We start from the raw sequence: 21150 nt of genomic DNA, 5'->3' as shown, positions 1-21150 counted from the left end.
ATGGGCCGTGCAGGTTTTGGCGCCTATTCAGCCGCCATGGCGGGCATATCCGCGACTGCGTCGGCCAGAGCGGCCTCGAAGATCTGCAGCCCTTCGTCGATGATCGCGTCCGATGCGGTCAGCGGCACCATGATCCGCAGCGCGTTGCCGTGCATGCCGCAGGACAGCAGGATCAGGCCCCGGCGCAGCGCATGGGCGATGACCGACTTGGTAAAGGCCGCGTCAGGCTTGGCCGTGTCGAAATCGGTCACGAATTCGATGGCCAGCATGGCGCCAAGGCCGCGAATGTCCCACATCCGGAAGGGCGCGGTGCGCGCGCCGATTTCCGCAAAGCGGGCGCGGAAGGTTTCGCCAAGCGCGGTGGACCGGGCCAGCAGACCTTCGGTTTCGATGGCCTCGATGGCGGCCAGCGCCGCGGCGCAGGCAACAGGGTTGCCGCCATAGGTGCCGCCAAGACCACCGGGGGCCAGCGCGTCCATGACATCGGCGCGCCCGATCACGCCCGCGATGGGATAGCCGCCGGCCATGGATTTGGCGACGGTGATCAGATCGGGGACCACGCCGGAATGCTCGATCGCGAACCATTTCCCGGTACGCCCGAAACCGGCCTGGATTTCGTCGGCAATCAGAAGGATGCCGTGCTTGTCGCAGATCGCGCGCAGCGCCTGCCACATTTCGGTCGGCACCGGCTGATAGCCGCCTTCGCCCAGCACGGGTTCAAGAATGATGGCGGCGACACGGGACGGATCGGCATCGGTCAGGAACAGGGTTTCCAGACCGTTCAGCGCATCCTTTACTGTGATGCCGTTGCGGGCATCGGGGAAGGGCGCGCGGAAGATATCCGCCGGGAAGGGGCCGACGTCTTTCTTATAGGGGGTGACCTTGCCGGTCAGGCCCAGCGTCAGCAGCGTGCGGCCATGGTAGCCACCGGTAAAGGCGATGATCCCGGGGCGCCCGGTATGGGCACGGGCGATCTTGACCGCGTTTTCGACGGCCTCGGCGCCGGTGGTGACCAGCAGCGATTTCTTGGGGAAATCGCCGGGCGCCAGGGCGTTCAGCTTTTCGGCCAGCGCGACATAGGGCTCGTAGGGGACGACCTGGAACGAGGTGTGTGTATAGTGGTCTTCCTGCGCCTTGGCGGCGGCAACCACGCCCGGGTGGCGGTGCCCGGTGTTCAGCACGGCGATGCCGCCGGCAAAGTCGATATAGCGGTTGCCTTCGACGTCCCAGAGTTCAGAATTCTCAGCATGGGCCGCAAAGATCGGCGCGGCCGAGGCGACACCGCGCGGCACAGCCGATTCGCGGCGCGCGAGCAGGGCGGCGTTGCTGCCGCTGGGGGCAATCCGGGCGCCTTCAGTCATTGCCAGAGCGGCGGCAGCGGTCTGTGCCACGGGCTTGGAACTGTTTGTTTTCCGGGATTTGGCGCGCGAATTCTTGGGCGCAGAGGGTTTCTTGGTCATGGTTGGCTCCGGTACAGGCAGCAGTTTGTGATGAGAATATTAGTGCAGCGATTAGGATAATTGTCAATTATCATAGCATTTCATCGCCTGAAAGTTGAGCATTTCGAAGCGCCGGAAAAGGTGTTTTTCAAATTTTCATTGACGGGTCCGACATGCGGGTGCTTAAAATAACAATCAATCGTAGGGGCCGTGGGGGATTCTGTAGGTGGATATCGGAGGCAAGTTGAGGGCCGTTCGCGAGGCGCGCAAGATGTCTCAGCGGGAATTGGCTGCACGTGCCGGGCTGACCAGTGGGGCGATCTCGCTGATCGAACAGAACAAGAGCAGCCCCTCGGTTGCGTCTCTCAAGGCGCTGCTGGACGGTATCCCGATGACCATGTCCGAATTTTTTGCCGAAGTCGAAAACAAGGCCGAGCCAAAGTACTTTTACGGAACCGGAGAATTCGTGGAGCTTTCGCCGCAAAAGATCGGTCTGGCCGACAGCGCCAATGGCCTGTCGCTGCGGCAGCTGGGGAACGCGGGGGAACACAGTCTGCAGATGCTGCACGAACATTATCCGCCGGGTACGGACACAGGCCCCGACCTGATGTCGCATGACGGCGAAGAAGCCGGTATCGTGGTGTCGGGCAAGATCGAGATAACGGTGGATGACCAGGTGCGCGTTCTTGGCCCCGGCGAGGGCTATCTCTTTGACAGCCGCCTGCCGCACAGGTTCAGAAGCCTGGGGGACAGCGCATGCGTGATCATCAGCGCCTGCACGCCTCCGACCTTCTGACACAAGGAATGCGGTCTGCCGGGGCGTCCTGCCCCCGGACCGAATGGCAGCAATAAAGCTGCAAAGTAAACTGTAGTAAAACAGGGAGTTAAACATGAAAATCTTCAAAGTCGGGGCGCTTGTCTCTGCGGCGCTGCTGGCCGGTCAAACCGCCACCGCGCAAGAAAAGTTCATCACCATCGGCACCGGCGGCCAGACGGGTGTCTATTTCGTCGTCGGTCAGTCGATCTGCCGCCTGGTGAACCGCGGCACCGCCGAGCACAACCTCAAGTGCACCGCGCCGTCGACCGGTGGCTCGATCGCCAACATCAACGCGATCAAGGCCGGTGACATGGATATGGGCGTGGCCCAGTCCGATTGGCAGTTCCACGCCTACAACGGGTCGTCCCAGTTCGAAGGCGACAAGTTCGACAAGCTGCGCGCCGTCTTCTCGGTGCATGGCGAACCCTTCACCGTCGTGGCCCGCGCCGACAGCGGCGTGACCAACTTTGACGACCTGTTCGGCAAGCGTGTGAACGTCGGCAACCCCGGTTCCGGCCAGCGCGCCACCATGGACGTGGTTCTGGAAGCGATGGGCAAATCGTCCGCCGATTTCGCTCTCGCGTCCGAGCTGAAGCCCGCCGAGCAGTCTGCCGCGCTGGGTGACAACAAGGTCGATGCGATCATCTACACCGTTGGCCACCCGAACGGGTCCATCCAGGAGGCGACCTCGACCGTGGACGCCAAGCTGGTGAACGTGACCGGCGAAGCCATCGACAAGCTGGTGAACGACAACCCCTACTATGCCAAGGCGACCATCCCGGGCGGGCTTTATGCCGGCAACGACGAGGATGTGCAGACCTTCGGCGTCAAGGCGACCTTCGTGACCTCGTCCGATGTCGATGACGAGGTTGTCTACACCGTGGTCAAGGCCGTGTTCGACAACTTTGACCGCTTCAAGGGCCTGCACCCCGCCTTTGCTACCCTGCAAGAGGCAGACATGATCGCCGACGGTCTCAGCGCGCCGCTGCACCCCGGTGCGGAAAAGTACTATCGCGAGCGTGGCTGGATCCAGTAATCCGCCGCTTTTGAAAATCCGGGAAATCCGCTGCGGCGGGTTTCCCATCCGACAAGTCAGCAAAAACAACAAACGCGGCTTGCATCAGCTTTGACAGTGGGGACAGATCCATGAGTGACGACAAGCAATTCCATGCAGCCGCCACAGAGAACACGGCCGCCGGGGCCGGTGCGCTGAGCCAGGAAGAACTCGACGAACTTGTCGCCTCTTCCGACACGGGCGGGCGATCGCCGTCGGGGGCTGTCGGCACCTTTCTTGTCGTGGTCGCTCTGATCTGGTCGCTGTTCCAGCTGTGGATCGCCTCGCCTTTGCCCTTCATGATCGGCTGGGGTGTCTTCAACGACACCGAGGCACGTTCGATCCACCTGGCCTTTGCCATGTTGCTGGCCTTTGCGGCCTATCCGGCGGCGCGCACGCCGGCGCAACTGGGGCTTGCGGTGGCTGTGCCTGCCTTGCTGACCTTCTTTTTCATCTATGGCGCCAAGGCCGGCGTGCCGGTCTGGTGGATCCCGATCCCGGCGGTGCTGATCATCGCGGCGGTGCTGATGGGATCGCCCAAGGACCGCGTGCCGGTCTGGGAATGGGGGCTGGCCATCGTCAGCGCCCTTGCTGCGCTCTATCTTTACATCTTCTACGATGGCATCGCGACCCGCGTCGGGGCGCCGATCCTGCAGGACTACGTCGTCGCGGTCTTTGGCATCTTGTTGCTGCTGGAAGCGACGCGGCGCGCGCTTGGGCCCGCGCTGATGATCGTGGCCACGGTGTTCCTGGCCTATACTTTCCTTGGCCCGCTGATGCCCTCGATCATTGCCCACAAGGGCAACAACCTGTCCGAAGTCGTCAACCACCAGTGGATCACCACCGAGGGCGTCTTTGGCATTGCCCTTGGCGTGTCGACATCGTTCGTCTTTCTCTTTGTTCTGTTCGGATCGCTGTTGGACAAGGCCGGGGCGGGCAACTACTTCATTCAGGTGGCCTTCAGCCTGATGGGCCACATGCGCGGCGGACCGGCCAAGGCGGCTGTTGTGTCTTCCGCCATGACGGGTCTGATCTCGGGATCGTCCATCGCCAACGTGGTGACCACCGGCACCTTTACCATCCCGCTGATGAAGCGTGTCGGCTTTTCGTCTGAAAAGGCGGGCGCGGTCGAGGTTGCCAGTTCGGTCAACGGCCAGATCATGCCGCCGGTCATGGGGGCCGCCGCCTTTCTTATGGTCGAATATGTCGGCATTCCCTACTTTGACGTGGTCAAGCACGCCTTTGTTCCGGCGGTGATTTCCTACATCGCGCTGGTCTATATCGTGCATCTTGAGGCGATGAAGGCGAACATGCAGGGCCTTCCGCGCGCCTACGAGCCGAAGCCCATCGTGCAACGCCTGATCGGCATCGCCTTTGCGATTGCGGTGATCTGTGCGCTGTCCTTTGGTGTCTACTACGGCATGGGCTGGATCCGCCCGGCCTTTGGCAGCGCGGCGGGCTACATCGTCTTTGCCCTGCTGGTCGCGGTCTACATCGGCCTGCTTTACATCGGCTCGCGCGAAGAACCGCTGGAGCTGGAGGACCCCAACGCACCGGTGACCAAGCTGCCGCTGCCGGGGCCGACGATCCGGTCTGGTCTGCACTTTTTGCTGCCGGTCGTGGTGCTGGTCTGGGCGCTGATGGTGGACCGCCTGTCGCCCGGCCTGTCGGCCTTTTGGGCGGCGTCCTTCATGGTGTTCATTCTGCTGACCCAGCGCCCCTTGATGGCCATTCTGCGCGGCGAAGGCGATACCGCCGGGGCGATCCGCCAAGGCGGGCTTGACCTGATCGACGGTCTGGTCACCGGCGCGCGCAACATGATCGGGATCGGCATTGCCACCGCGACCGCCGGCATCATCGTGGGCGCGGTCAGCCAGACCGGCGTCGGCTCGGCGCTGGCGGATGTGGTCGAGGTTCTGTCGGGTGGCAACATCATGGCGATCCTTGTCCTGACCGCGATCCTGTCGCTGATCCTGGGTATGGGCCTGCCGACCACGGCGAACTATATCGTTGTTTCGGCGCTGCTGGCGCCGGTCATCGTGACGCTGGGCCAGCAGAACGGGCTGATCGTGCCGCTGATCGCAGTGCACCTGTTCGTGTTCTACTTTGGCATCATGGCGGATGTGACGCCCCCGGTGGGCCTTGCATCCTTTGCCGCGGCCGCCGTGTCGGGCGGTGATCCGATCAAGACCGGCGTGGTGGCGTTCTTCTACAGCCTGCGCACCGCTGCGCTGCCCTTCCTGTTCATCTTCAACACCGACCTGCTGTTGATCAATGTCGGATGGGGGCAGGGGATATTCGTCTTTATCACGGCGACCTTTGCCATGCTGCTGTTCGCGGCGGCGACGCAGGGCTGGTTCCTGACCCGCAACCGGTTCTATGAAACCATCGCCCTGCTGCTGGTCGCCTTTACCTTCTTCCGTCCGGGGTTCTGGATGGACATGGTGGCGCCGCCCTTCGAAAACGTGGCCCCCGCGGCCATCGAACAGGCGGCGATGGAAACCGCCGTCGGTGACAACCTGCGGCTTGAGGTCAGCGGCCTGAACGCCGTCGGCGATCCGGTGACCTTTACCGCGCTGCTGCCGGTTGGCGAGGGCGATACAGGTCAGGACCGGCTGTTTGCCTCGGGGCTCGAGTACCTAGTGAACGGCGATGAAGTGGTGATCGACAACGTCGCCTTTGGCAGCCCCGCCGCCGAGGCAGGCTTTGACTGGGATCAAAAGATCGGCCAGGTGCTGAAACCGGTGCCGCAGCCGTCGAAATACTGGATGTTCCTGCCCGGTCTGTTGCTGTTGGCCTTTGTCGTGATGCTTCAGCGTCGGCGCGCGCAGCCCGAACCGTCAACCGCAGCACAAGGAGCGTAAGCGATGTTCGACAGAATCCTGCTTCCCATCGACGTCACCCATCCCGAAAGCTGGGAAAAGGCGATCCCCGCGGCGCTTCAATGCGCCGGGACCACCGGCGAAATCCACCTGCTGGGGGTCGTTCACGACCTGGGCAGCGCCGTGGTGTCGTCCTTTCTGCCCGAAGGGTTCGAACAGAAGGCGATGGAAGACCTCAAGACCCGTCTGGCCGAGCTGGCGCAAAGCCAGTTCCCGGCCGGGTCCAATGTCATGGTCCACGTGGGCCATGGCCATGTGCCCGAAACCATCCTGCGCATCGCGGAACAGACCAATGCCGACCTGATCGTCATGCATTCCCAACCCGCGACCGAGCTGCAGACCCTGTTGGTCGGATCGAACGCCAACAAGGTCGTGCGGCACGCGACCATTCCGGTCCTGACCATCCGTTGATGCGCCAGGACATGCAAAAACAAGAAAGCAGCTGACCTTATGACCCCTTTCGCAATCGCCGGCATCCAGATGCACGTTTCGGCGCTGCATTCGAACGTCGAGGCGATGCGTCATCGCATCGAAATCCTTATGGCGCGTTTTCCCTGGACCCAGATGGTCCTGTTCTCGGAGCTGGCGCCCTATGGGCCGCTGGATCAATTCGCGCAGCCCTTTCCGAACGACGCGCTGGCCCAGTTCCAGGAAGACGCGCGCCGGTTCGGCATCTGGCTGATCCCGGGGTCGATGTTCGAAAAACTGCCCGATGGCCGGATCTTCAATACGTCGGTGGTGATCAACCCGCAGGGCGAAATCGTCGCCAAGTATTCCAAGATGTTCCCGTTCAAACCCTATGAACACGGCATTTCCTCGGGGACCGAGTTCTGCGTCTTTGACGTGCCGGACGTGGGACGGTTCGGGCTGTCGATCTGCTATGACATCTGGTTCCCGGAAACCACCCGCCAGTTGACCAGCCAGGGCGTCGAGGTGCTGCTGCACCCGGTTCTGACGGGCACCACCGACCGTGATGCGGAAATCGCGATCGCCCGGGCCACGGCGGCGCAGTTCCAGTGCTATGTCTTTGACGTCAACGGCCTTGCCGCAGGCGGTGTGGGCCGGTCCCTGGTGGTCGATCCGTCGGCCACGGTCCTGCACCAGTCCGCCGGACAAGAGGACATGTTCCCCATCGAGGTCGACCTGGACATGGTCCGGCGCCAGCGCGAAACCGGCCTGAAGGGTTTGGGCCAGGTGCTCAAAAGCTTTCGCGACCGCGCGGCGGATTTCCCGGTCTACGACCGCACCAGCGGGGCCGATGCCTATCTCAAGACGCTTGGCCCGCTGGAGACCCCCAAACAGGGATCGCGCGCCGGTGTCGGCGCCCGTGATCCGCGCAGCGCGGTCACGGACAATCAATCGAATATAGCCGCACATGCCTTTGTGCCGGGACAGAAAGGCAAGGTCGACCCCGGATAAGGAACAAGACGGCTGAACCGCATCGCATTGCAAGATGCACAAGGGAGGACCTGCATATGAATGTGCAGCACGATAGTCATAAACTACCCTCGGTCAGCGATTATTACAGTGCCACGCAGCTGCGCGCCGACCGTTGGAGCGCGCTGCGTGAAACGGCGGAATCCATGCTGGTGCACGGCGTCGAAGGGCGCAAGGGCAGCAAGCTGTTGAAGACCGCCGAAACCCTTTTGGATGCCCTTGCCCCGATCGAGCTTTACTGGGCCTTTCCGGGCGGGCAGGTCTTTGACCACCTTCGAAAACTGCTGGAACAGCGCAGCATCGAAGATTTGTCGATCTCGGTGCGCCGGGTGGCGCGTGCCCTGACTTCGGGGGCCTATCGCCGGCGCAAGATCCCCGTGGGCGGCGAAGAGACCGACAACGAGGACTACGAAGACGAAAGCACTCTGGCCCCCGAGGACCGCGCCCTTGGTCGCCCCTATTTCGAGGTGTTGATCGTCGACAATGTCAACGAACAGCAGGAACGGTTCCTGCGCAACAACCTGCACCGGGTACGGCGCGCCGAAGATCCCTTCATCTATGAACCGGTGATCGTGCCCAGCCTCGAAGATGCGCTGATGGGCATCTTGTTCAACCACAACGTCCAGGCGGTCATCGTCCGCCCCGGGCTGGTGCTGAAATCCAAGAACGTCCTGCCGATCCTGCAGCAGTATCTGAACGGTCTGAACCGCGAAGAGGACGTCGACGGGCTGGAGCCCTATGAATACGGTCCCGAAGCCTGCCGCCTGATTGCCAAGGTGCGCCCCGAACTGGACGCCTACCTGATCACGGACCGTTCGGTCGAGGATATCGCCGGGCTGGACCTGGGCCGCTGTCGCCGGGTGTTCTATAACCAGGAGGATTTCCTGGAACTGCACCTGAACATCCTGCGCGGCGTCAACCGACGCTACAAAACGCCCTTTTTCACGGCGCTCAAAGAGTATTCGAAACAGCCCACCGGGGTGTTTCACGCCATGCCGATCAGCCGGGGCAAGTCGATCAGCCGGTCGCACTGGATCCAGGACATGGGCGCCTTTTATGGCCCCAACATCTTTCTGGCGGAAACCTCGGCCACTTCGGGCGGGCTGGACAGCCTGTTGGAGCCGCGCGGCCCGATCAAGGAAGCGCAGGACATGGCGGCGCGGGCCTTTGGGTCAAAGCAGACGTTTTTCGCGACCAACGGCACCTCGACCTGCAACAAGATCGTCGTGCAGGCGCTGGTGCGGCCGGGCGACATCGTGCTGGTCGACCGCGACTGCCACAAGTCGCACCACTACGGCATGGTGCTGGCGGGGGCCAATGTCGCCTATATGGACAGCTATCCGCTGCACGAATATTCGATGTATGGCGCGGTGCCGATCCACGAGATCAAGCATACCCTGCTCAAGCTGAAGGCAGCCGGAAAACTGGACCGGGTGCGCATGGTGCTTTTGACCAACTGCACCTTTGACGGGCTGATTTACAACGTCGAGCGCGTCATGGAGGAATGCCTGGCCATCAAGAAGGACCTTGTGTTCCTGTGGGACGAGGCCTGGTTCGCCTTTGCGCGCTTCAGCCCGACCTACCGCCAGCGCACCGCCATGTCGGTGGCCAACGCCCTGCGCGAGCGGCTGCGCGAAGACAGCCACAAGGCCGCGTGGGAGGCCCAGCAGGTCGCGTTGAAGGACGCCGACGAAGACACGCTGATGCAGACGCGGCTGATCCCGCCGCCCGATGCCCGGGTCAGGGTCTATGCCACGCAATCGACGCACAAGACGCTGACCTCGTTGCGGCAGGGGTCGATGATCCACGTCAACGACATGGATTTCAAAGGCGAAGTCGAACAGGCCTTTCACGAGGCCTACATGACCCATACCTCGACCTCGCCCAACTACCAGATCATCGCGTCGCTGGATGTGGGGCGCCGGCAGGTCGAACTGGAAGGCTTCGAATTCGTCCAGCGCCAGATCGAAAGCGCCATGGCGATCCGGCGGGCGGTCGCCACGCATCCGCTGTTGCAAAAGTATTTCAAGGTGCTGACACCGGCGGACATGATCCCTGAAAACTACCGCGAAAGCGGGATTTCATCCTATTACGACCAGCACGACGGCTGGTCCGACAAATGGGAGATCTGGGCGCAGGACGAATTCGTCCTGGATCCGACGCGCGTCACCCTGGCGGTGGGCGGCACCGGCTGGGACGGGGATACCTTCAAGACCAAGATCCTGATGGACAAATACGGCATCCAGATCAACAAGACGTCGCGCAATTCGGTCCTGTTCATGACCAACATCGGCACGACGCGGTCCTCGGTCGCCTATCTGATCGAAGTGCTGGTCGAGGTCGCCAACGAACTGGACGACTTGCTGGACGACGCATCGAAGATGGAGCGCCGGTCCTTCGAAAAACGGGTCAGCGCCCTGATCGAACATGTGCCGCCGCTGCCCGATTTCAGCCGCTTCCACGATGCCTTCCGATCCGGGTCGGAAACCCCCGAGGGCGATATCCGGTCGGCCTTTTTCCTCGCCTACAACGAGGACAATTGCGACTATTTCGATCTCGACGATGGTTTGATGGCGCGGCTCGAAGCGGGCGAAGAGCTGGTTTCAGCCTCGTTCATCATTCCCTATCCACCGGGGTTCCCGATCCTGGTGCCGGGGCAGGTGATCAGCCCTGAAATCCTGTCCTTCATGCGGGCACTCGATGTCAGCGAAATACACGGATACCGGCACGACCTTGGCCTTCGGGTCTTTACCAGCGAGGCCCTGACCGGGCTGTCAAAGAAAGCGCACTAGAAAGGATTGACCATGCCCAAGAAGACCCTGAACAACATCTCCGAGATCCGGCGGTTCTTTCACACCAACACGGACCCGGTCTATTTCGTCTCGGCCACCAACTTCAACCTGCTGGGCCTCGACGAGTGGGTGAAGAACTTCAAGTATATCTGCTACATGGACTGTTTCGACGGCCGTCATCCCAACGTGCTGGTCCCGTCCGAGTTGCCGCATGACGAATTCCAGTCGATCGAGGACATCAACAACTATCTGCTGCAACACAAGGAAGTGGTCGACTACGTCAAGGAACGCGGCGGCAAGCCCAAGTTCGTCTTTCTGATGTTCGACGAAAAGACCGAGGCGTTGGCCAAGGAACTGGGCGGCGAGGTCTGGTTCCCCAAGGCCAAGCTGCGCACCAGCATGGACAACAAGATCGAAACCGTGCGCATCGGCAACAAGGCCGGGGTGCCGTCGGTGCCCAACGTCTTGTCCGAGGTCACCAGCTACAAGCAGCTGCGCGAGGTTTGCGAAAAGGCCGGGATCGGGCACGATCTGGTGCTGCAGTCGGCCTTTGGCGACAGTGGCCACACAACGTTCTTCATCAAGTCCGAGGCCGATTTCCGCAAGCACGAACATGAAATCGTCGGCGAGGGCGAGATCAAGATCATGAAGCGGATCGATTGCCGCGGATCGGCGATCGAGGCCTGCGCCACCTCCGAAGGCACCATCGTCGGGCCGCTGATGACCGAACTGGTGGGCTTCAAGGAACTGACCCCCTATCGCGGCGGCTGGTGCGGCAATGAAATTTTTTCCACCGCCTTCCCGCCCAAGACCCGCGAAAAGGCGCGCGAGCTGACCTTCAAATTCGGTGAACAGCTGCGCAAGGAAGGCTATCGCGGCTATTTCGAACTCGATTTCCTGATCGACAAGAAAACCGGTGACATCTGGCTGGGCGAATTGAACCCGCGCATCACCGGCGCGTCGTCGATGACCAACCATGCGGCCTTTGCCCATGCGGATGCGCCGCTGTTCCTGTTCCACCTGCTGGAATTCTCCAGGAAATCCTTCAAGCTGGATGTCGAAGAGCTGAACGCGCGCTGGGCCGACCCGGACATGATCGACTCGTGGAGCCAGATGGTGATCAAGCACACCGACGACACGGTGGACATCATCACCCATGCGCCGGAATCGGGGATCTACAAGATGCTGCCCAACGGGCAGGTGGTCTTTGACCGCTTTGACTATCACCGCCGGGCGGTCGAGGGCGAGGACGAAGCGTTCTTCTTGCGGATCTCCAACGCCGGGGATTACCGCTATGAGGGCGCAGACCTTGGCATTCTGGTGACGCGCGGGCGGTCGATGACCAAGGGCTTCCAACTGACCGACAAATCCAAAAAGTGGATCGAGGGCATCAAGAAAGCCTATTCCGCACGGCCCTTGCCTTCGGCGCAGGCGCTGGCGGACCCGGCTTTCAAGATCATGTAAGTTCCGGGGACAAAGGGGGCGGTCTTGCCGCCCCTTCGCCCCGGGGGCGATCGGCGCCGGGCAGGGCAGGGCGGTGCGCGGTTTCGGGCCTGACCTCGGCTTTGTGACTTGTTCGGTAATCAAATTCGGGTATCCAGACCGCATGAACGTCGTGTTTCGCGCCATCAGTGAGGATCAGCCAGGGCCGAAATGGGCTGGCCAATTCGCCGAATACTGGCCGTCCTACTCGGCCTGGTGGGCCCGAGAGGGGCTGTCGGGGCGCCCGACCTATGCCGAATCCCGGCGCGCCATCCGCGACTACATGCCGGAACTGCTGGACCTGTATGACAGGCTTTGCGCGCTGGCCGGCGGCGGCGATACCGAGGCGCGGTTTCTCAGCTTTTATTGCCCGCCGCGTTACCTTGCGGGATGCAGTCAGGCGATCTGGCCGGGCAACGAACCGCTTTTGGTGCGCAACTACGACTATGACAGCAACGCCTTTGACGGGATCACCCTGAAAACCCGGTGGAACGGTCGCGGTGTCATCGGCACGACGGACGGTCTGTTCGGACTGGTCGACGGGATGAACGATGCCGGACTGGCCGCTTCGCTGACCTTTGGCGGGCGGCGCGAGGTCGGCACAGGCTTTGGCGTGCCGCTGATCCTTCGCTATATCCTGCAAACCTGCACCACCGCCAAAGAGGCGGGCGCGGTGCTCAAACGCATCCCCTGCCACATGAGCTATAACGTCACCGTTCTGGATGCCCAGCGGCAGTACCTGACCGCCTATCTGACACCGGACCGGCCCACGGTGCTGACACGGGCGGCGGTGGCCACCAACCACCAGGAACGTGTCGAATGGTCCAGCCACGCAAGGTTCACCGCCACGGTCGAGCGCGAGCGGTTCCTGCTGCAACGGCTGACCCTGCACCCGGACACGCAGAAACGCTTTGTCGGGGCCTTTTTGAAACCGCCGCTGTATTCCACGGCCTTTTCGTCGGGCTTTGGCACGCTGTATACCGCCGCCTATCGGCCCAGAAAGGGAACGCTGGACATTCACTGGCCGGATCGGACCTGGTCCAAGGGTTTTGATGACTTCCCCGAGGATGCGATTACCGTGACTTTCCCTTCGGCCGAACGGCAGGTCACCTACTAGGACGCAGGGCCGCGCTTGTAAGGCTGAACGGAAATGAGGCGGGGCAGGGTCCCACCATCAGGTTTCCGAACCGTAAAGGGTGCCGAAAACCTGATGGGTGGATCTGGAGGCGAGTACCGGAATCGAACCGGTGTACACGGATTTGCAATCCGCTGCGTCACCACTCCGCCAACTCGCCAGAGCAGCGCCTGCTTAGGGTCTTCGCAAAGCCGCGTCAAGCGGATATCGGGCCTTGGGCCGGCTGGAAACCAACCGGTAACGACGTGCACGGTAAATCGTCCCGACAGGCCCGCAAGACATTGCCGTTCTTCGCCGGTTGTGTCACAAAAGGACAAGGTATCTGAACGAAAGAGTTTAGTTCATGACTGACTTCGCCACCCGCCGCCGCATGATGGTCGACACTCAGGTGCGCCCGTCCGATGTGACCGAGTTCCCGATCATCGACGCCATGCTGAACGTCCCGCGCGAGGTTTTCGTGCCGCGTGACCGGATCGAGGCCGCCTATGCCGACACCGATGTCGAACTGGGCGCAGGCCGTGTTCTGCTGGAACCGCGGCTTTTCGCCAAGATGCTGGATGCCCTGAACCTGACCAATTCGGACTTTGTCCTGGATGTGGGCGCAGGGCTTGGCTACTCGTCCGCCGTGATCGCCCGCATCGCCGAGGCAGTCGTCGCCCTTGAGGACGACGAAGAACGCGCCGGCGAAGCCCAGGCGCTTTTGACTGAACATCAGGCCGACAACGTGATTCTGCAGACCGGCCCGCTGGGGCAGGGCGCTGCGGAACATGGCCCCTATGACGTGATCATCGTCGAGGGCGGGGTCGAAGACTTGCCGCAGGCGCTGTGCGATCAATTGAAGGACGGCGGACGAATTGCCGTCATCTTTATGGAAAAAGCGCTGGGAACGGTGCGGGTTGGCCACAAGATCGACGGCGTGATCAACTGGCGCTTTGCGTTCAACGGCACGGCGCCGGTGCTGCCGGGCTTTGAAAAACAGGCGGCTTTCGCCCTGTAATCCCGGGAATCAACGGTGGTGCGGGTTTGGATTTCCATGCTCCGTAACCCGCGCGCCGTCAGAAAAGATTAACTTTTTCTGCGTCTGTTGTGTGAACGCCTTGGCGCGGGTAAACTGATGCCCGAGGCGAGAGTGGATAAAAACAGATGTCTGATCCTGTGACGAATATGGAAATAGAGGATGTCCTGTCCTCGATTCGGCGGCTCGTATCCGAAGATTCGCGGCCCAAACGTGTTCCCGATTCTCCGTCACAGCCGGGCAAGCTGGTTCTGACACCGGCCCTGCGGGTCAAGCAGGACAGCCCTGCCAAGGCGCCGGATCGGCCTGCCTCGGCCCCGGTGCTGCTGACCAACCCGACTGTCCTGCCCGCCGAAGACATCCCCGCCGAACCCGCGCCTGAACCGCAGGCCGCCGTGGAACTGCCCGCGCCCGAACCCGCTGTGCCGGAACAGGCCGAACCGCAGGCGATTCCCGAAACCATTCCTGACGCCGACTCTGCGCAGGTCGCCGATCAGCCCGAAGATCGCCAGGACCCGGCCGAGCCTCTGCCCGAGGTCGATGAGACCGACATGGCGTTTTTCGACAATCACGACCTGGATGATGATGCGCCGCTGACCGCCTCGTCGATTCTCAGCCAGCTGGTCGAACAGGAAGTCGCCCGCGCCTTTTCCACCGAAACGGACGACAGCGCGCCTGCCGAACAGGCCGCAGACTCCGCGCCGCAACCGGCAGAGGCCGCAACCGACGCCCCGGAGACCGCAGCGCCTGTCGAAGCGCAGCAGCCGATGCTGGATGAGCCCGAGGACAGCGCCGACCTGGCGCCGCAGGTCCAGTCGGACACCGCCGCCGAGGACGCGCCGGCGCAATCGCTGGAAAGCAAGATCGCCGAGTTGGAGGCGATGGTCGGGCGCACCCCGGACGAATGGGAATGCGACAGCAGCGAAGAGCCCGCCTTTGTCCACCGCCCTGCGACACCCATCGATTGGGAAGATCACCACGACAACCGCCCCAAGGCCGACCGGACCAAGCCCGAGCTTAAGCCCATGGAGCCGGAATTGACCGCCATCGCCACCGAAAACGAGGCGCTGCCCACCATTGACGAGGCGACGCTGCGTGAAATGGTGTCGGATATCGTGCGGCAGGAATTGCAGGGCGCGCTGGGCGAGCGGATCACCCGCAACGTGCGCAAACTGGTGCGCCGCGAAATTCACCGCGCCATGGTCAGCCAGGATTTCGACTAGTCCTTGCGCCCTTGCACCCCGGCTTTGTGCCGGGTGCGCGGCCCTGATCCCTAATCCCGAAACTGCACGTCAGACAACAAAAAACGCGCCCCTTCAGGGCGCGTTTTTCTGCTTGGCAGCGTTTGGATGTCAGGCCGCTTCGGCCTGCTGAGCGGCGGCATTGCGACGCTCGCTTTCTTCGCGGGACAGCGCCACCGAGGTGCGCACACCTTTGGAGACGAAATCCATCAGACCGGACACGACACGTTCGTTCGGGTCGATCCCGGCGCAGGACAGAACCTCGCGACCGTCGCGGGACCGTGCCCAGCGTGCGATCTGTTCGGGGCCATTGCCATACTTCTTGTCATCCGCAATGGCGTCATCCAGAGCAGCCAGTACCACCGCCGCGAACAGCTTGCGTGCGCGGTTGCCTTGTTCGGCATTGAAGGCGGTGCCGTCAACGAAATCTTTCATAGTTGGACCTTTGATTATTGCTCTTGTGTTTTCCGGCGTGAAGGGGGTTATGGACTATTCGATCCGATTCGGATACCCCTTGTGCGCATACCACCCATGCAATTTGCTCATATCTGTCTGCAAATGCGAAACGACATATCGTTGTCTTGCACGGGCGTCTTCCGCCAGATATAGGAGCCGTCAACCAATCTTCAACCTTTTGCCACGGTTTAGCCACATGCCTAAGATCAACGGAAACGAGATCCGCCCCGGGAACGTTCTGGAGCACAATGGTGGCCTTTGGGCCGCTGTCAAAGTCGACCACGTCAAGCCCGGCAAGGGCGGCGCCTTTGCCCAGGTCGAGCTGAAAAACCTGCGCAACGGGTCCAAGCTGAACGAACGGTTCCGCAGCGCCGACAAGGTCGAGCGCGTGCGCCTGGAACAGAAGGACATGCAGTTCCTGTACGAAGACAGCGGCCAGCTGATCTTCATGGACACCGAGACCTATGAGCAGGTCCAGCTGGACGCAGACCTGCTGGGCGATCGCCGTCCGTTCCTGCAGGACGGCATGACCATCGTCGTCGAATTCCACGACTCCGAGGCGCTGAACGCCACCGTGCCGCAAAAGGTGATCTGCAAGATCGTCGAGACCGAGCCGGTCGTCAAAGGCCAGACCGCAGCCAATAGCTTCAAGCCGGCGGTTTTGGACAACGGCGTGCGCATCCTGGTGCCGCCCTTTGTCGGGCAGGACGAGGATATCGTCGTGAACACCGAAGCCATGGAATATTCCGAACGCGCCTGAGGGCTGCATTCGGCCCTCATCGACGGGGGTTGCACACGATCAAGGCCTCCGGCGCAGCGCCCGGAGGCCTTTTTCATGTCACGTCTCGACCGGCAGGATCTGCCGCAGGTGGTGCCGCTGCTGCGCGCCCTGCATGCCCATCACGTGGCGCATCTGCCCGATGTCTTTCACGATCAGGCGTCCAGCGGCGCCTTGCTGGCCTTTCTGGAAACCCAGGCCAAGGCCGGGGCTTGGTTCTTTGGCCACCGCGACAACGGCGTTTTGTCCGCCTACCTGATGGCCGTGCCGGAACGGCGCCCGCGTGACAGTTTCCGCCAGGCCCAAAGCCGCATCCTGCTGGATCATCTCTATGTTGCCCCGTCGTTGCGCGGCCGGGGCATCGCGCAGGCGCTGGTCCACGAGATGGAAGAGCGGATGCGCGAAGGCGCGATCACCTGCTGGGACGTTACCCACCACGCCTTCAACACGCAGGCGCAGCGGTTCTTTGCCCGGCAGGGTGCCATGCCCCAGGTGCACAAACTGGGAAAATCCCTGAAAGAATAGGCGCCGTCAGTCCGACGCCAGGCGCAGGCTGGCGCCATCGGCTTGCATCGGGCCGCTGGCCCGGTCGAACCGCAGATAGGCAATGCCGCGCCCGCCGGACTGGGTGTAGATCGTACCGACCGGCTTTCCCTCGGCGGTGATGTCGCTGCCAAGGGGCGCCGCGCCGTCGACGGTGACAAGGGCCAGGCCCTTGCGCAGCTCGGTCTTGTGCTTCATGCGCGCGGTGACCTCCTGGCCGACATAGCACCCCTTTTTGAAATCCACCCCGTTCAGGCGTTCGAACCCAGCCTCGAGGATAAAGGTGTCTGGGGTCAGCTCGATCCCGCTTTGCGGAATGCAGGCGGCAACGCGCAGCGCGTTCCAATCGGCATCCTGCCCGGGCTGCCCGGCATAGCCGCGCCAGCCCAGCGACGGATGGCGCGGGTCGGCATAGGCGCCCTGCGGCGGCGTGCCGGTTCCGCGTGTCACCGCCAGATCGGTCTGCGTGATGTCGACCTTCGATCGCAGCTTGTACATCGCCAGCCGTTGCATCAGGGCCGGGGCCTGGTCGGCATCGGCGTCGATCAGAACATCCTCCCCATCGGGGACAAGGAAGAAATCGGCCAGGTACTTGCCCTGCGGCGTCAGCAGCGCCGCATAGACCAGACCGCTGTCCAGCCGCGCCACGTCGTTGGTCACCAATCCTTGCAGAAAATGCCGGGTGTCCGGCCCGCTGACCCGCAAGATTGTCCTGTCGCTGTGTGCCATGGCTTTCCCCTTTTGCTGTTCCTTGCCATATAGGGTGCACAAGCCATAGCGAACAGGCCCCATGCGCGCCCCCATCTCGGTCATCATCCCGACGCTCGACGCCGAAGCCGGATTGCCCGCCTGCCTTGCCGCCCTTGGCGAAGGCCTGGGCGCGGGCCTGATCCGCGAGCTGATCTTTACCGACGGCGGATCGCGCGACGCCACGCTGCGCATAGCCGAGGCGGCAGGCGCCGAGGTGGTCAGCGGACCGCCGTCGCGCGGCGGACAGATGCGCCGGGGGGGCACGGCGGCGGCGGGCGACTGGCTGCTGTTCCTGCATGCCGACACCGTTCTGGACGAAGGCTGGACACAGGCGGTCGCGGCCGCCCTCTCACGGCCTGGCGCCTATCATTTCCGCCTGCGCTTTGACGCACCTGGCGCTGCGCCGCGCCTTGTGGCGGGCTGGGCGAACCTGCGCTCGCGGTTGTTCGGGCTGCCCTATGGCGATCAGGGGTTGCTGATCGACCGCGCCACCTATGACACGGCGGGCGGGTTCCCCGATATTCCGCTGATGGAGGATGTGGCCCTGGCGCGTGCCCTGCGCGGCCACCTGACCGAAGTGCCGGTTTTTGCGATCACCAGTGCCGACCGCTATCGGCGGCAGGGCTGGTTGCGGCGCGGCGCGCGCAACCTGGGCACGCTGCTGCGGTACCTGGCCGGCGCGGACCCCCGGACGCTGGCCCGGGACTATCGCAAATAGGCCTTAGCCATGGTCGAATTGCAGGTGGTACAGATCCTGGTACGGGCCATCGCGGGCGATCAATTCGTCATGCGTGCCCTGATCGACAACGCGGCCCTGGTGCATCACGACGATCTTGTCGGCATTGCGGATCGTCGCCAGCCGGTGCGCGATGACAAGCGTGGTGCGCCCTTCGGACAGACGTTCCAGGGCTGACTGGACCACCGCTTCGGACTGGGCGTCCAGCGCGCTGGTGGCTTCGTCCAGCAGCAGGATCGGAGTGTCGCGCAGCAGCGCGCGGGCGATCGCGACGCGCTGGCGTTGCCCCCCCGACAGGTTCGATCCGCGCGGGCCGACAGGCGTGTCCAACCCGTTTTCCAGGCGCGGCAGAAAGTCGGTGACATGGGCCGCCTCAAGCGCCTTTTGCAGGGCCTGTTCGTCCACGTCGCGGCCAAGCACCACGTTTTCGCGCAGGGTTTCATCGAACAACAGCGAATCCTGGCTGACGACCGAGAACATCCGGCGCAATGCGCGCAGCTCCATGTCGCGGGTGGCGACGCCGCCGATCAGCACATCGCCCTGATCGCTGTCCAAAAGCCGGGTCAACAGGTTGAAGATCGTGGATTTCCCCGCGCCCGAGGCCCCGACAAGCGCGGTGGTCTGGCCAGGCTCGGCAATCAGCGACACGCCGCGCAGGGCAGGGGCATCGCCAAAGCTGAGATGGACGTCGCGCAATTCGATCCGCGGCACGCCCTGCGGCGCGGGCACGGGATGCGCCGGGTCCTTCAACGTCGGGCTTGTCTGCATCAGTTCCTTGATGCGTTCGATGCTGGCGGCGGCCTGCTGCCATGCGCCGCTAAAGGCCCCCAGCCGGCGCAGCGGTTCAAAGGCCAACCCGATGGCGGTGAAAAAGGCCATGAAATCGCCGACGGTCTTGGCGCCGGACAGGATTTCGCTGCCGCCGTACAGCAACACGCCGACAAAGCCGATGCCGCTCATCACGTCGATCAGACCGGGCAGGGCGGCCTTGCCCACCGCTGCGCGGGTTTCGGACCGCACCCGCGCCTTGGTCAGCGTGGCATAGCGTTTGGCCTGATACCGCTCGAGCGTGTTCAGCTTGACCGGGGTGATGCCGTGGAACACCTCGTTGAGGTGGCTGGACATGCCGGCGGTGACATTGCGCACATGGCGTGAATTGCCGCGCACGAAGCGTTGCAGAAAGATCGAGGGCACCACCAGCAGCGGCACGCCGATCAGCGCCACCAGCGTCCAGCGCCAGTCGATCAACAGCGCCACCCAGAAAAGCGAGATCAGCGCCACCACGTCGCGGCCCGCCCCGGTGATCAGCGTGCTCCAGATCTTGGAGATCGCCGAGACGTCGCCTTCGACCCGGTGCATCAGAAGGCCCGGCCCGTTGCTTTGATGAAACCCGGTGTCCAGCACCATGATGTGTTCCAGCATGTCCTGGCGCAGATCGCCCATGGACAGCTGCGACACCCGCGTCAGCAGCACTTTCTGGATCACGCCGGAAAAGGCCCGCGCCAGGAAAATGGCCATCACCGCAAAGGCGACCCAGACCAGCGCATCGGCATTGCCGCCGACAAAGACGTCGTCGAACATCGGCTTCATCATGTAGGACAACATGCCGAACATCGCGCCTTCGATTGCCATGAAGACCATCGCGATGGCCATCAGCCCGGTGTATTTCTTCAGGTAGCCTTTCCACAGCCACAGCGCCAGGCCGCGCGCCGCCTCGGGCGAGACCTCGGGGGTCTTGTGGCGATCGGCCTTGCGTTTCTTGCTCATCGCATCAGCTCTTGGGCGATGTCGGCGGCCGGGCGGCGGCCGTCCCAGGCCTCCTGGATGGGCTTGGCCTTGTATTCGTCGCGAATCCAGTCCTCGAACCCGATGGGGCCAAGGACAAGGCGCGCCTCGTAGATGTCCAGGATATAGTCCTGCACGCCCGTGGCGGTGAAATCGAGATGGATGTATTTCAGGCCCAGCTGTTTCTTGGCCTCCTGGATGCTGGCGCCTTCAAAGACCAACAGATAGGTTGCCGCAACGAACCCGGCGCGATCCGCCCCCGACTTGCAGTGGAACATCATCGGCTTTTCGGCTTTGCGCAGGGCGTCGATCACCGCCAGGATGCGCCGGCTGGGTGCCGCTTCGCGCGCCCAGAGCTTGGCATTGACCAGGGTCAGGCCAAGCGCCTCGCAGCTTTCCTGTTCCAGCAGGTAGTGGGCATGCTTGTCCTCGCCGCGCAGGTTGACCACGGTCTTGATCCCCATGGCGGCGTATTTTTCGAACCGCGCGTGCGTCGGCTGGTTCGACCGCCAGACCCCCGGCGCCACGGGCCAGAAGTTGGTCCACAGGATGCGCAGAAAGGCATGGTCGAACAGGTGGTAATGCAGTTTCGCCCAGCGGCGCGCCGACGGGGTCGAGATGTCCTTGCCCCACGAGCGGCGGAACTTGCGTTCCGCGTCTTCCAGTTGGGTCCAAAGTTTGCGCAGCATCAGGTTTGTCCCGTCACATCAGGGGCCGGATGTAGCCCCTGACCCTCGGTCTTGCAAGCGCGGCATTGACGCGCGGGCCGGTGCGGGTAGGGTTGCGCGGCCCCGCGATGGGCCTTTTC

At 62.8% G+C, this 21150-nt stretch carries 18 protein-coding genes and 1 tRNA gene; 13 read left to right on the top strand and 6 right to left on the bottom strand.

Annotated features, from left to right (window positions below; all coding sequences use genetic code 11):
• Positions 1-23: 23 nt before the first annotated feature.
• Positions 24-1361 (bottom strand): 4-aminobutyrate--2-oxoglutarate transaminase, encoded by a 1338-nt coding sequence (gene gabT, locus QF118_RS17720; RefSeq protein ID WP_282302506.1) that lies wholly within the window; start codon positions 1359-1361, stop codon positions 24-26.
• Positions 1362-1665: 304 nt separating this feature from the next.
• Here gabT and QF118_RS17715 point away from each other — a divergent pair, with 304 nt between their 5' ends.
• From QF118_RS17715 to QF118_RS17680, 8 genes are all read left to right on the top strand, one after another.
• Positions 1666-2235 (top strand): cupin domain-containing protein, encoded by a 570-nt coding sequence (locus QF118_RS17715; RefSeq protein ID WP_282300363.1) that lies wholly within the window; start codon positions 1666-1668, stop codon positions 2233-2235.
• 94 nt (positions 2236-2329) lie between these two features.
• On the top strand, positions 2330-3292 hold the full coding sequence (locus QF118_RS17710) for a TAXI family TRAP transporter solute-binding subunit (RefSeq protein ID WP_282300362.1): 963 nt from the start codon (positions 2330-2332) through the stop codon (positions 3290-3292).
• A gap of 110 nt (positions 3293-3402) precedes the next feature.
• Complete coding sequence (locus QF118_RS17705) at positions 3403-6174, top strand: TRAP transporter permease (RefSeq protein ID WP_282300361.1); 2772 nt, start codon at positions 3403-3405, stop codon at positions 6172-6174.
• A gap of 3 nt (positions 6175-6177) precedes the next feature.
• Positions 6178-6603: a universal stress protein gene (locus QF118_RS17700; protein WP_282300360.1), complete on the top strand. Its 426-nt coding sequence runs from the start codon at positions 6178-6180 to the stop codon at positions 6601-6603.
• 39 nt (positions 6604-6642) lie between these two features.
• On the top strand, positions 6643-7611 hold the full coding sequence (locus QF118_RS17695) for a carbon-nitrogen hydrolase family protein (protein ID WP_282300359.1): 969 nt from the start codon (positions 6643-6645) through the stop codon (positions 7609-7611).
• Between the two features lie 62 nt (positions 7612-7673).
• Positions 7674-10421, top strand: coding sequence for an aminotransferase class I/II-fold pyridoxal phosphate-dependent enzyme (locus QF118_RS17690; RefSeq protein ID WP_394357067.1), 2748 nt, complete (start codon positions 7674-7676; stop codon positions 10419-10421).
• 12 nt (positions 10422-10433) lie between these two features.
• Positions 10434-11885, top strand: a complete 1452-nt coding sequence (locus QF118_RS17685) for a biotin carboxylase (protein WP_282300356.1) — start codon at positions 10434-10436, stop codon at positions 11883-11885.
• A gap of 142 nt (positions 11886-12027) precedes the next feature.
• Complete coding sequence (locus QF118_RS17680; RefSeq protein WP_282300355.1) at positions 12028-13020, top strand: C45 family autoproteolytic acyltransferase/hydrolase; 993 nt, start codon at positions 12028-12030, stop codon at positions 13018-13020.
• 104 nt (positions 13021-13124) lie between these two features.
• Here the strand turns inward: QF118_RS17680 and QF118_RS17675 are convergent.
• Positions 13125-13198, bottom strand: a tRNA-Cys gene (locus tag QF118_RS17675).
• A gap of 183 nt (positions 13199-13381) precedes the next feature.
• On the opposite strand from QF118_RS17675, the gene QF118_RS17670 reads away from it, so the two are divergent.
• Both QF118_RS17670 and QF118_RS17665 read left to right on the top strand, forming a co-directional pair.
• Positions 13382-14035, top strand: a complete 654-nt coding sequence (locus QF118_RS17670) for a protein-L-isoaspartate O-methyltransferase family protein (protein ID WP_282300354.1) — start codon at positions 13382-13384, stop codon at positions 14033-14035.
• Positions 14036-14181: 146 nt separating this feature from the next.
• Positions 14182-15276 (top strand): hypothetical protein, encoded by a 1095-nt coding sequence (locus QF118_RS17665; protein ID WP_282300353.1) that lies wholly within the window; start codon positions 14182-14184, stop codon positions 15274-15276.
• 129 nt (positions 15277-15405) lie between these two features.
• On the opposite strand, the gene QF118_RS17660 is transcribed toward QF118_RS17665, so the two are convergent.
• The gene (locus QF118_RS17660; RefSeq protein WP_282300352.1) at positions 15406-15729 is read right to left on the bottom strand and encodes a DUF6280 family protein; all 324 of its coding nucleotides are present in this window, start codon (positions 15727-15729) and stop codon (positions 15406-15408) included.
• 217 nt (positions 15730-15946) lie between these two features.
• Between QF118_RS17660 and efp the strand changes: the two genes are divergently transcribed.
• Both efp and QF118_RS17650 read left to right on the top strand, forming a co-directional pair.
• Entirely contained in the window at positions 15947-16510 is a 564-nt protein-coding gene (efp, locus tag QF118_RS17655) for an elongation factor P (protein ID WP_282300351.1), read from the top strand.
• A gap of 75 nt (positions 16511-16585) precedes the next feature.
• Positions 16586-17053: a GNAT family N-acetyltransferase gene (locus QF118_RS17650; RefSeq protein WP_282300350.1), complete on the top strand. Its 468-nt coding sequence runs from the start codon at positions 16586-16588 to the stop codon at positions 17051-17053.
• 6 nt (positions 17054-17059) lie between these two features.
• Here QF118_RS17650 and ygfZ read toward each other — a convergent pair whose 3' ends face one another.
• Positions 17060-17800 carry a CAF17-like 4Fe-4S cluster assembly/insertion protein YgfZ gene (gene ygfZ / locus QF118_RS17645; RefSeq protein ID WP_282300349.1) on the bottom strand — a complete coding sequence of 247 codons (741 nt, stop codon included), beginning with the start codon at positions 17798-17800 and terminating at the stop codon, positions 17060-17062.
• Positions 17801-17861: 61 nt separating this feature from the next.
• Between ygfZ and QF118_RS17640 the strand changes: the two genes are divergently transcribed.
• The gene (locus QF118_RS17640) at positions 17862-18539 is read left to right on the top strand and encodes a TIGR04283 family arsenosugar biosynthesis glycosyltransferase (RefSeq protein ID WP_282300348.1); all 678 of its coding nucleotides are present in this window, start codon (positions 17862-17864) and stop codon (positions 18537-18539) included.
• A gap of 3 nt (positions 18540-18542) precedes the next feature.
• Here QF118_RS17640 and QF118_RS17635 read toward each other — a convergent pair whose 3' ends face one another.
• Both QF118_RS17635 and QF118_RS17630 read right to left on the bottom strand, forming a co-directional pair.
• Positions 18543-20324 carry an ABC transporter ATP-binding protein gene (locus QF118_RS17635; RefSeq protein WP_282300347.1) on the bottom strand — a complete coding sequence of 594 codons (1782 nt, stop codon included), beginning with the start codon at positions 20322-20324 and terminating at the stop codon, positions 18543-18545.
• Positions 20321-21031 (bottom strand): fused DSP-PTPase phosphatase/NAD kinase-like protein, encoded by a 711-nt coding sequence (locus QF118_RS17630; protein WP_282300346.1) that lies wholly within the window; start codon positions 21029-21031, stop codon positions 20321-20323. Before QF118_RS17630 ends, QF118_RS17635 begins: the two co-directional genes overlap by 4 nt.
• Positions 21032-21150: the final 119 nt, after the last annotated feature.

It is taken from the genome of Tropicibacter oceani (assembly GCF_029958925.1).
Classification (GTDB): domain Bacteria; phylum Pseudomonadota; class Alphaproteobacteria; order Rhodobacterales; family Rhodobacteraceae; genus Pacificoceanicola; species Pacificoceanicola oceani.
The sequence above is the reverse complement of the archived record's forward strand: the minus strand, read 5'-3'. Positions and strand labels throughout refer to the sequence as shown.

Bases quoted from the DNA above. Each gene is read 5' to 3' on its own strand.
- QF118_RS17710 (WP_282300362.1), top strand. From the start codon at position 2,330: ATGAAAATCTTCAAAGTCGGGGCGCTTGTCTCTGCGGCGCTGCTGGCC.
- QF118_RS17670 (WP_282300354.1), top strand. From the start codon at position 13,382: ATGACTGACTTCGCCACCCGCCGCCGCATGATGGTCGACACTCAGGTG.
- efp (WP_282300351.1), top strand. From the start codon at position 15,947: ATGCCTAAGATCAACGGAAACGAGATCCGCCCCGGGAACGTTCTGGAG.
- QF118_RS17680 (WP_282300355.1), top strand. From the start codon at position 12,028: ATGAACGTCGTGTTTCGCGCCATCAGTGAGGATCAGCCAGGGCCGAAA.
- QF118_RS17665 (WP_282300353.1), top strand. From the start codon at position 14,182: ATGTCTGATCCTGTGACGAATATGGAAATAGAGGATGTCCTGTCCTCG.
- QF118_RS17640 (WP_282300348.1), top strand. From the start codon at position 17,862: ATGCGCGCCCCCATCTCGGTCATCATCCCGACGCTCGACGCCGAAGCC.
- gabT (WP_282302506.1), bottom strand. From the start codon at position 1,361: ATGACTGAAGGCGCCCGGATTGCCCCCAGCGGCAGCAACGCCGCCCTG.
- QF118_RS17650 (WP_282300350.1), top strand. From the start codon at position 16,586: ATGTCACGTCTCGACCGGCAGGATCTGCCGCAGGTGGTGCCGCTGCTG.
- QF118_RS17685 (WP_282300356.1), top strand. From the start codon at position 10,434: ATGCCCAAGAAGACCCTGAACAACATCTCCGAGATCCGGCGGTTCTTT.
- QF118_RS17705 (WP_282300361.1), top strand. From the start codon at position 3,403: ATGAGTGACGACAAGCAATTCCATGCAGCCGCCACAGAGAACACGGCC.
- QF118_RS17695 (WP_282300359.1), top strand. From the start codon at position 6,643: ATGACCCCTTTCGCAATCGCCGGCATCCAGATGCACGTTTCGGCGCTG.
- QF118_RS17660 (WP_282300352.1), bottom strand. From the start codon at position 15,729: ATGAAAGATTTCGTTGACGGCACCGCCTTCAATGCCGAACAAGGCAAC.
- QF118_RS17700 (WP_282300360.1), top strand. From the start codon at position 6,178: ATGTTCGACAGAATCCTGCTTCCCATCGACGTCACCCATCCCGAAAGC.
- QF118_RS17630 (WP_282300346.1), bottom strand. From the start codon at position 21,031: ATGCTGCGCAAACTTTGGACCCAACTGGAAGACGCGGAACGCAAGTTC.
- QF118_RS17635 (WP_282300347.1), bottom strand. From the start codon at position 20,324: ATGAGCAAGAAACGCAAGGCCGATCGCCACAAGACCCCCGAGGTCTCG.
- ygfZ (WP_282300349.1), bottom strand. From the start codon at position 17,800: ATGGCACACAGCGACAGGACAATCTTGCGGGTCAGCGGGCCGGACACC.